At 70.9% G+C, this 9899-nt stretch carries 8 protein-coding genes; 6 read left to right on the top strand and 2 right to left on the bottom strand.

The genetic code is table 11. From position 1 onward, the window contains the following. From VMR86_14690 to VMR86_14665, 6 genes are all read left to right on the top strand, one after another. Positions 1-768 (top strand): mandelate racemase/muconate lactonizing enzyme family protein (locus VMR86_14690; protein HTO08292.1); only part of this gene is annotated, 768 nt, incomplete at its 5' end. Then, a complete protein-coding gene (gene menE / locus VMR86_14685) occupies positions 765-2228 on the top strand; it encodes an o-succinylbenzoate--CoA ligase (GenBank protein HTO08291.1) in 1464 nt (487 codons plus the stop codon). The genes VMR86_14690 and menE, both read left to right, overlap by 4 nt. A 4-nt stretch (positions 2229-2232) precedes the next feature. Continuing rightward, positions 2233-2706 (top strand): hypothetical protein, encoded by a 474-nt coding sequence (locus VMR86_14680; protein HTO08290.1) that lies wholly within the window; start codon positions 2233-2235, stop codon positions 2704-2706. 15 nt (positions 2707-2721) lie between these two features. Next, positions 2722-3855, top strand: coding sequence for an efflux RND transporter periplasmic adaptor subunit (locus tag VMR86_14675; GenBank protein ID HTO08289.1), 1134 nt, complete (start codon positions 2722-2724; stop codon positions 3853-3855). A gap of 3 nt (positions 3856-3858) precedes the next feature. Next, positions 3859-7047: a multidrug efflux RND transporter permease subunit gene (locus tag VMR86_14670; protein HTO08288.1), complete on the top strand. Its 3189-nt coding sequence runs from the start codon at positions 3859-3861 to the stop codon at positions 7045-7047. Further along, a complete protein-coding gene (locus VMR86_14665; protein HTO08287.1) occupies positions 7044-8468 on the top strand; it encodes an efflux transporter outer membrane subunit in 1425 nt (474 codons plus the stop codon). The genes VMR86_14670 and VMR86_14665 overlap by 4 nt, the downstream gene beginning before the upstream one ends. 46 nt (positions 8469-8514) lie before the next feature. On the opposite strand, the gene VMR86_14660 is transcribed toward VMR86_14665, so the two are convergent. Further along, complete coding sequence (locus VMR86_14660; protein HTO08286.1) at positions 8515-8967, bottom strand: MaoC family dehydratase; 453 nt, start codon at positions 8965-8967, stop codon at positions 8515-8517. After that, the coding region (locus VMR86_14655) for an LLM class flavin-dependent oxidoreductase (GenBank protein ID HTO08285.1) at positions 8967-9899 on the bottom strand (933 nt) is incomplete at its 5' end. The genes VMR86_14655 and VMR86_14660, both read right to left, overlap by 1 nt.

The raw sequence follows: 9899 nt of genomic DNA, 5'->3' as shown, positions 1-9899 counted from the left end.
CTCCTGGGCGAGGGCCGCGCGGCGCGCCGCTGCGTGCGCGTGAACGCGCTGCTGTCGGCCGGCGCGCCCGAGGCCGTGGCGCGCGAAGCCCGCGCGCTGCTGGCGCGCGGGTTCTCGACCCTGAAGCTCAAAGTCGGCGCGCTCGACCCGCGCAGTGACTGCCGGCGAGTCACTGCCCTGCGCGCCGCGGTCGGCCACGAAGCCGATCTGCGCATCGACGCGAACGGCGCCTGGCCGCCCGAGCTCGCGATCGAGCTCCTGCGCGAGCTCGATCCGCTCGAGCTCGAGCTTGCCGAGCAGCCGGTGCCCGCGGCCGACGTCGCCGGCCTGGCGCGCGTGCGCAAGGCCGTGCTGGTGCCGATCGCCGCCGACGAGTCGGCGGCCGACTTCGCGGCTGCGGCGCGCGTGATCGAGCACGGCGCCGCCGACGCGCTGGTGCTGAAGCCGGTGGTGCTCGGCGGCCTGCGCGCCGCGGCGATCCTGGCCCAGCGCGCACGCGCGGCGGGGCTGCGCGTGCTGGTCACGAGCGCGCTCGACGGGGCCATTGCCCGCGCGGCCGCGCTCGCGCTCGCCGCGTCGCTGCCCGATCCGCTTCCGGCCTGCGGGCTCGCGACCGGCGAGCTGCTCGCCGACGACCTGGGCCCGGGCCCCGAGCCGAAAGAGGGCTTCCTGCACGTTCCCGAACAGCCGGGGCTGGGCGCGAGGCCCGAGCTCGCAGCCGTGCGCGCCGCCGCCACCGGCCCCACGCGCGAGGTGACTCCCCGGTGAGACAGCGGACCTGGCTCGGCGCGCGCGCCGCGCTGACTCCTGACGCGCCCGCGCTCGACTGCGCGGGGGTGACCTGGACCTTCGGCGAGCTGGAGCGCGAGGCTCGCGCGCGCGCCCGTTCGCTGGCCGCGCTCGGTGTCACTCCCGGCGACCTGGTGGCGGCGCTCGTGCCCAACGGCGCGGAGCTGGTGGCGCTGGTCCACGCGGCGCAGCTGGCGGGCGCGGCGCTCGTGCCGCTCAACCTGCGACTCACTCCGCGAGAGCTCGCCTTCCAGCTCGGCGACGCGCGGCCGCGCCTTCTGGTCCATGCACCGGAGCTCGTCACGACCGTTCAGGCAGCCTGCGCGGAGACACCGGGCCTGCGGCGCGCCGCGACCCCGCTCCCGGCCGCGCCCGCGGACGCGCCGCTGTGCGACCAGATCGAGCTCGCAGCCGCCTGCGCCGTGGTCTACACCTCGGGCACCACCGGCGCGCCCAAGGGCGCCGTGCTGTCGCACGCCGCCTTCCTGTGGAGCGCGATCGGCTCGGCCTTCCACCTTTGCAACGCGCCGGGCGACCACTGGCTCGCCTGTCTCCCGCTGCAGCACGTGGGCGGGCTCGCGATCCTGTACCGCTCGGCGCTCACCGGCGCCGCGGTCACCGTGCACGAACGCTTCGATCCCGCGCGCGTGGCGGCCGAGCTCGACTGGGGCGACGTCACGCTGGTGTCGCTGGTCGCGAACATGCTCGAGCGCGTGCTCGACGCATGGGGTGAGCGGCCGGCGCCGCCGCGGCTGCGCGCCGTGCTCGTGGGCGGCGGGCCCGCGCCCGCGCCGCTCCTGCGCCGCGCGCGCCGGCTCGGCTTCCCGATCGTGACCACCTACGGACTCACCGAGGCGGCGTCCCAGGTCGCGACGCTCCCGCTCGAGCGGGCGCGCGCGCCCGGCGACGCGATCGGCCGCCCGCTGTTCTGCAACGAGCTGCGCATCGTGTCTCCCGAGGGAGTCACGCTGCCGGCCGGGGAGCCGGGCGAGATCGCCGTGCGCGGGCCGACGCTCATGACGGGCTACCTGCGGCGGCCCGAAGCGACCGCGCGCGCGCTGCGCGACGGCTGGCTGCACACCGGCGACGTCGGCGCGCTCGACGGCTCGGGCGACTTGCGCGTGCTCGACCGGCGCAGCGACCTGATCGTGACCGGCGGCGAGAACGTCTACCCGGCCGAGGTCGAGGCCACGCTGCGCGAGCACCCCTCGGTGGCCGACGCCGCCGTCGCCGCCGAGTCCGACGCCGCGTTCGGCGCGCGCGTCTCGGCCTGGGTGGTGGTCCGGCCGGGATCCAGCTTGAGTCACTCCGAGCTGGCCTCGTTCTGCCGCGAGCGGATCGCGGGCTACAAGGTGCCGCGCGCGCTCTATCTGGTGCCATCGCTCCCGCGCACCGAGTCGGGGAAGCTCTTGCGCCGCGCGCTCGCGCCGCCATCCTGAGCGCGTGAACGAGGAGAGCTACTGGGCCGTCGCGCTGTCCCTGCCGGGGCTCGCGCTGTTCTCCGTCACGGGCTACGCGACGGGCGCCGGCTGCTACGCGCTGAACATGAACTGCTTCAGCGTGGTCGTGCCCGACGACACGCTGACTCGCTTCTTGTTCGCGACCGCCCGGGTCTTGCCCTTCGCGCTGTCGTGCTCCGTACCCCTGGGGATGGCCGGCCTCGCGCTCTTGTGGCGCCGCGGGGCTCGCGCGCTCGAGCGCGTGGTCTGGCTGGGCCCGCCGCTCTACACCGCGCTGCTGCACGCGTCCTGCGTGTGGCTTGCAGGCGCAGTTCTCCCGCAGCGGCGAGTCACCCCGGACGTGCGCTTCGACCTCGTGACGCTCGGGCTGGGCGGAGCGTGGGTCGGGCTGTGCGTGGCGATGAAGCCGGTCTTGGCCGGTTTCATCCGGCGCCGCCGTCCGCGTTTGTCCCGTTAGTGTTATAACGGCGCGATGGGCAGGCCGTCGATTTCCGCCGCAACGCTCGTGGTGTCTTGCGCGCTCGCGCCGCTGGCGTGCAAGCCGCAGCAGCCCGGCGCCGCGGCCGCCATTCCCGTGCAGGTTGCCGAGGTGGTCCAGCGCGACGTGCCGATCAAAGGCGAGTGGATCGGGACCACCCAGGGGACGGTCGACGCCGAGATCCGCGCGCAGGTCACGGGCTACCTGATCGCGCAGAATTACCAGGAAGGCCGCATCGTCAAGAAGGGCGACCTGTTGTTCACGATCGATCCGCGGCCGCTGCGCGCGGCGCTCGAGCAGGCGCGCGGCGACCTGGGCCGCGCCTCGGCCCAGCTCGAGAAGACGCGACAAGACGTGGCGCGGTTCACTCCGCTGGCCAAGGAAGGCGCAGTGAGTCAGCGCGAGCTCGACGACGCGATCCAGGCCAACCGCGCAGCGGAGGCCCAGGTTCAGGCCCAGAAGGCCTTGGTCGACAAGGCCCGGCTCGACGTCGAGTTCGCCGAGATCCGCTCGCCGATCAACGGCGTCGTGGGCACCGCCAAGCGCCAGCTCGGCGAGCTCGTGGGCCCCGGCGACCCGCAGCCACTCACGACCGTGTCGCAGGTCGACCCGATCCGGGTCTCGTTCCCGCTCGCCGAGCGCGACTATCTGCGCTTCGCCGACCGGGTGAATCAGGTCGGCGCCGGCGCGGACCCGCGCAACGACCAGAGCGCGAGTCTCGAGCTGTTCCTGGTCGACGGGCGCCAATACCCCGAGCCGGGCCGGGTGATCGTGGTGAACCGCGAGATCGACCAGCGCACCGGCACGATCGAGGTCAAGGGCGAGTTCCCCAACCCGAACTACACGCTGCGCCCCGGTCAGTACGCGCGCGTGCGCGCGATCGTCGACGTGCGCCACCAGGCGCTGCTCGTTCCAGAGCGCGCGGTCAGTGACCTGCAGGGCATGGAGCAGGTGGCGGTGGTGGGGTCCGACAACAAGATCGAGCTGCGCACGGTCGAGGCCGGACCCAGCAGCGGCGGCCTGCGCGTGATCGAGAAGGGCCTCGCGCCCGGCGATCGGGTCGTGGTCGAGGGCCTGCAGAAAGTCCGCGCCGGAGTCACGGTAGATCCCAAGCCAGTCGGGGGGTGATCCGTGGAAGAGTCACACACCGTACAGGGTGACTACTTCTTCGTTCGCAGGCCGATCGTCGCGATCGTGATCTCGATCATGATGGTGATCGTGGGCGTGGTGGCGATGAGCCGCCTGCCGATCGCCCAGTACCCCGACATCGTCCCGCCCGAGATCCAGGTCCAGGCGACCTACACCGGCGCCGACGCGCTCACCATCGAGCAATCGACCGCCACGCCGATCGAGCAGCAGGTGAACGGCGTCGACTACATGATCTACCTGCGCTCGGTGAACGCGAACGACGGCACCATGACCCTGCGCGTGTCGTTCGAGGTCTCGACCAACATCGACATGGACAACGTGCTGGTCCAGAACCGCGTGAACCAGGCGTCGGCCAGCCTGCCCGCCGACGTGCGCAACTTCGGAGTCACGGTCAAGAAGTCCACCTCGAACCCGCTGATCCTGTTCTCGCTCTACTCGCCGAACGCCGCCTACAGCGACGCGTTCCTGGGCAACTACGCCAACATCAACATCATGGACGCGCTGAAGCGCGTGCCCGGCGTGGGCGACGTGGTGCTGTTCGGCACGAGTGACTACGCGATGCGCATCTGGGTGAAACCGGACCAGCTGGCGCGCCTGGGACTCACCGTGCCCGACCTGGTCGACGCGGTGCAGAAGCAGAACACCGTGAACCCGTCGGGCAAGATCGGCGGCGAGCCCGCGCCCCCCGGCCAGGAGTTCACCTGGAGCGTGCGCGCGCAGGGCCGGCTCGTGACCGCCGACGATTTCGGCGACATCGTGGTGCGCTCCGATCCGGACGGCGCGCAGATCAAGCTGCGCGACGTGGCGCGCATCGAGCTCGGCGGCCTGAACTACAACCAGCGCGGGCGGCTCAACGGCAAGCCCGCGGCGATCATCGCCGTGTACCAGATCCCCGGCTCGAACGCGCTCCAGGTCGCCGCCGGCCTGAAGCACACCATGGAGGAAGCCAAGGCGCGCTTCCCGGCCGGCCTGGATTACGTGACCTCGCTCGACACCACGCTCGCGGTGAGTGAAGGCATCGTGGAGATCGAGCACACGCTGTTCGAGGCCATGGTGCTGGTGATCCTGGTCGTCTACATCTTCCTGCAGAGCTGGCGCGCGACCCTGATCCCGCTGCTCACCGTGCCCGTGTCACTCGTGGGCGCGTTCGCCGTGTTCCCGATGCTGGGCTTCTCGATCAACACGCTGTCGCTGTTCGGGCTGGTGCTGGCGATCGGGCTCGTGGTCGACGACGCGATCGTGGTGGTCGAAGCCGTTCAGCATCACATCGAGCACGGCATGACTCCGCGCGACGCGACCGTGAAGGCCATGCAGGAGGTCGCCGGCCCGGTGGTCGCGATCGCGCTGGTGCTGTCGGCGGTGTTCATCCCGGTGGCGTTCGTGCCGGGCATCACGGGGCGCCTCTACCAGCAGTTCGCGCTCACGATCGCGATCTCGGTGATGATCTCGGCGATCAACGCGCTCACCCTGTCGCCTGCGCTCTCGTCGCTCTTGCTCAAGCCCGGCGGCCTGGGCTCGGGGCTGATGGGGCGCTTCTTCAAGGGCTTCAACCATTACTTCGAGCGCGCGACCCACCACTACGTGAGCTACACGGGTCACTTCGTGCACCGCTTCGTGCTGACGCTCGGGCTGTTGGCCGGACTCACCGCGCTGGCCGGGCTGCTGGGCTGGCGGCTGCCCACCGGCTTCGTGCCCGACGAGGACCAGGGCTACATGTTCGTGAACGTACAGCTCCCCGACGCCGCGTCGATGGAGCGCACCGATGCGGTGTGCAAGCAGGTCGAGCAGATCCTCGGCGAGACACCGGGCGTCGGCGACTACAACACCGTGGCCGGCTACAGCCTGATCTCGCAGAGCTCGGCGACCTACAACGCCTTCTTCTTCGTGTCACTCAAGCCGTGGAAGGAGCGCGAGACGGCCGAGACCGACTTCCGCGCCATCCTCCAGGGACTCAACCGGAAGTTCGCAGTGATTCCCGCGGCCCAGGTGTTCGCGTTCCTGCCGCCGGCGATTCCGGGCATCGGCACCGGCGGCGGCTTCTCGATGATGCTGCAGGACCGCAGCGGCGGCGCGGTCACCTACCTGGACCAGAACCTGTCGCGCTTCCTCGACGCCGCGCGCAAGCGGCCCGAGCTCACGCGGCTGTTCAGCCCGTTCCGCGCCGGCGTGCCGCAGGTGTTCGCGAACGTGGACCGCGACAAGTCACTCAAGCAGGGCGTCGACCTGCGCAGCGTGTACACCACCCTTCAGGCGTTCATGGGCGGCGTGTACGTGAACGACTTCAACCGCTTCGGCCGGCAGTGGAAGGTGTTCCTGCAGGCCGAGCCGGAGTACCGCCGCACCGCGAACGACATCTCGGCGTTCTACGTGCGCAACGCCGACGCCAACATGGTGCCGCTCTCTACGCTGGTGAACTCGAGTGACACGAGCGGACCCGAGTTCACCACGCGCTTCAACCTGTACCGCGCGGCGGAAGTCACTGGCGCGCCCGCACCGGGCTACAGCTCCGGCCAGGCCATGGCGGCGCTGGAAGAGGTCGCGCGCGAGACGCTGCCTTCGGACATGAGCTACGCCTGGAACGCCATGTCCTACCAGGAGAAGCAGGCCAGCGGCGGCGCGGCCGTGTTCGCGCTCGCGGTGCTCATGGTGTTCCTGATCCTCGCGGCGCAGTACGAGAGCTGGTCGCTGCCCTTCAGCGTGCTGCTCGGCACGCCGCTCGCCGTGCTGGGCGCGTTCTCCGGGCTGTTCGCGCGTTCGTTCGAACTCAACGTGTTCGGCCAGATCGGCCTGGTCATGCTGATCGGGCTGGCCGCCAAGAACGCGATCCTGATCGTCGAGTTCGCGAAGCTCGAGAAGGAGGCCGGCAAGCCCCTGGTCGAGGCCGCGCTCAACGGCGCGCGCCTGCGGCTGCGACCGATCCTGATGACTTCGTTCGCGTTCATCCTGGGCTGCGTTCCGCTGTACATCGCGACCGGCGCCGGCGCCGTGTCTCGCCAGCAGATGGGCACGGCCGTGATCATGGGCATGCTGATCGCGACGGCGCTGGGCGTCTTCCTGGTGCCGGTGCTGTACGTGGTGATCGAGAAGCTGATCGCGCGGCGCGCGCCGCACGCGTCCCCCGCCGCGCCCCCCACGGCTGCGCCGGCGCCGATCCACGGGGGATCCGAGTGAGTCTCGGCCGGTCTCTCGCGCTGCTCACCGCGCTCGCGCTGGCGGCCTGCGCCGTCGGGCCCGACTACCACCGCCCCGAGCTGCCCGTCACCGAGACCTTCCGCGACACGGCGGCCGAGCAGGCGTCGATCGCCGACACGCCGTGGTTCGACGTATTCAACGACCCGGTGCTGCGCCAGCTCGTCGAGGAGTCACTCGCCAACAACCGCGACCTGCACGCGGCGATCGCCAACGTCGAGCAAGCGCGCGACCAGGCGGCGATCGCGCGCGGCCCGCTGTTTCCGCAGATCGGCTACAACGCCGCCGCCGGCCGCGGCAAGCAGGCCGTGGTCGCGAGCGCGGTCACGGGCCTGCCCACGGGAAACACCTTCCTCGCGCTCGCGAACGCATCGTGGGAGATCGACGTGTGGGGCCGGATCCGGCGCAGCGCCGAAGCGAGCTACGCCGACCTGCTCGCCAGCGACGCGGTGCGGCGGGGCGTCGTGCTATCGCTGGTCTCCTCGGTCGCGCAGGCCTACTTCGAGCTGCTCGAGCTCGATCTCGAGCTGCAGATCGACCACGACAACGTGGTCGCCTTCCAGGAGACCTACGAACTGTTCAGCCGGCGCTACCGCGGGGGCGTGGCGTCCAAGCTCGACTCACTGCGCGCGCAGGCGGCGCTCGCACAGGTGGCGGCCGACGTGCCCCGGGTCGAGCAGGCGATCGTGGCCAAGGAGAACCAGCTCTCCGTGCTGGTCGGCCGGCCGGCGCAGGGCATGCCGCGCGGAGCCGTGCTCCTGGCGCAGGCCGTGCCTCCGGAAACTCCCGCGGGCGTGCCGGCGCAGCTGCTGGAACGGCGCCCGGACCTGATCGAGTCGGAGCAGCGCCTGGTCACGGCGAACGCCGCCATCGGAGAGACGTTCGCAAACTACTTCCCGCGCGTGGGACTCACGGCGCTGGGCGGCACGCTCAGCACCGACGCCTCGCGGCTGCTCGAGGGGCGCGCCTCGATCTGGTCCTACGCGGCGCAGGCCGCGGGGCCGCTCTTCACCGCGGGCCAGACCACCTACCAGTGGCGCGCGGCCCAGGCGGCGACCGAAGCCGCGCGCGCGAGCTACGAAGGCTCGGTGCTGAACGCGCTGGCCGAGGTGTCCAACGCGCTCACCGCGCGCACGAAGCTTGCGACGCAGCGCGGCGAGCTCGAGAAGGCGGTCAACGCGCTCGAGGAATCACTCAAGACCGCCCGCACGCGTTACACGGGCGGGCTCGCGAGCTACCTCGAAGTGCTCGACGCCCAGCAGCAGCTCTACCCCGCGCAGCTGGCCCTCGCCCAGGTCCGGCTGCAGGAGCTGGTCGCGGTCGTGGACCTGTACCGCGTGCTCGGCGGCGGCTGGAGCCAGAACGGCGAGACGCCGACCGTGCCCTCGAACCTCCGGCCGTGACCGACGGCCCTGCGGCCGGGCGGCTGCGGACGGGCCGGTTCCCGGCTCAGGGTCTCTTCTTCAGCATCATCGCGGCGCGGCGGCACACGGCCACCACCTCGCCGCGCTGGTTCAGCCCGCGGTGTTCGAACACCACGACCCCCCACTCGGGGCGTGACTTCGACTCCCGCTTCTCGAGCACCTCGGTGTGCGCGGTGACCGTGTCGCCGATGAAGACGGGCTTGGGGAACTCGACTTTCTCGAAGCCCAGGTTGCCCACGGTCGTGCCGAGCGTGGTGTCTCCCACGGACTGACCCACCACCAGCCCCAGCGTGAAGATCGAGTTCACCAGGCGCTGTCCGAAGTGACTCGTCTTGGCGAACTCGGCATCGAGGTGCAGCGGCTGCGGGTTCAGCGTGAGCGCCGAGAACAACAGGTTGTCGGTCTCGGTGACCGTGCGGCCCGGCTGGTGCTCGAACTTCTGGCCGACCCGGAACTCGTCGAAGGTGAGACCCGCCATCAGCGGCCCTGCGCGGAGCTCTCGGCGACCTGCCGGCCCAGAGCGATCATGGTCGGGATCTCGTCGTCGGGAAGCTCCCGCATCCACTGCTTGCGCTGGAAGGCCTGCGCGATGAAGGGCGCGAGCTCTTCGCTCTTCCTGCGCTGGCGCTCGGCCTCCTCGGCGTGGAACTCCGGCATGACCTCGGCCGCGAACAGCTCGAGTGACTCGCAGATGTGCTCGTGCCGGTTCCGTCCGCCCTGCTGGATGAAGGTGACCTGGTCGACGCCGGCGTCGGCGAACTTGCGCAGGTGCGCGCGCAGCGAGTCCGGTGTGCCGATGCCGCCGCGGTTCGGCCCGGCGTCGGGCAGCGCGGCGCGCGCCTTCTGGAAGTTCTCCCAGATGTTGGTGCGGCCGGCCTTGTGCTCGCCGAAGCCGTAGTGGTGACCCAGCGCGTAGCCGAAGAACTGGAAGCCCTCGAGCCCGCGCCGCGTGGCCTCTTCGAAGTCGCGGTGACACGAGAAGCCCGTGACCATGGCCACGTTGGCGTTCACCGCGTGGCCGACCGGCGTGCACTCGGTGCGCAGGATCCGGTAGTAGTCGTCGACCCACTGCTTCGCTTCGGCTGGGTCGACGAAAGCGAAAGTGAGTGCGCCTATGCCGAGCTTGGCCGCGAGCTTGATCGTCTCGCGGTTCGAGCACGCGACCCAGAGCGGAGGATGCGGCTTCTGCACCGGCTTGGGCACCACGTTGCGGCAGGGCATCGAGAAGTACTCGCCCTGGAAGCCCGGATACGGGTCCATCGCCATCATGTTGGCGATCTGCTCGACGGCCTCGCGCCACATGTCGCGCTTCTTCGCGACCGGGACGCGGAAGCCGCCGAGCTCGGCGATCGACGACGACTCACCCGTGCCGAACTCGACCCGGCCGTTGGAGACCAGGTCGAGCGTCGC

It is taken from the genome of Myxococcota bacterium (assembly GCA_035498015.1).
In the GTDB taxonomy this organism is placed as follows: domain Bacteria; phylum Myxococcota_A; class UBA9160; order SZUA-336; family SZUA-336; genus VGRW01.
This window is presented reverse-complemented; position numbering and strand designations above follow the sequence as displayed.

Coding starts and splice junctions, on each gene's coding strand:
- VMR86_14660 (HTO08286.1), bottom strand. CDS start 8,967: ATGGCGGGTCTCACCTTCGACGAGTTCCGGGTCGGCCAGAAGTTCGAG.
- VMR86_14675 (HTO08289.1), top strand. CDS start 2,722: ATGGGCAGGCCGTCGATTTCCGCCGCAACGCTCGTGGTGTCTTGCGCG.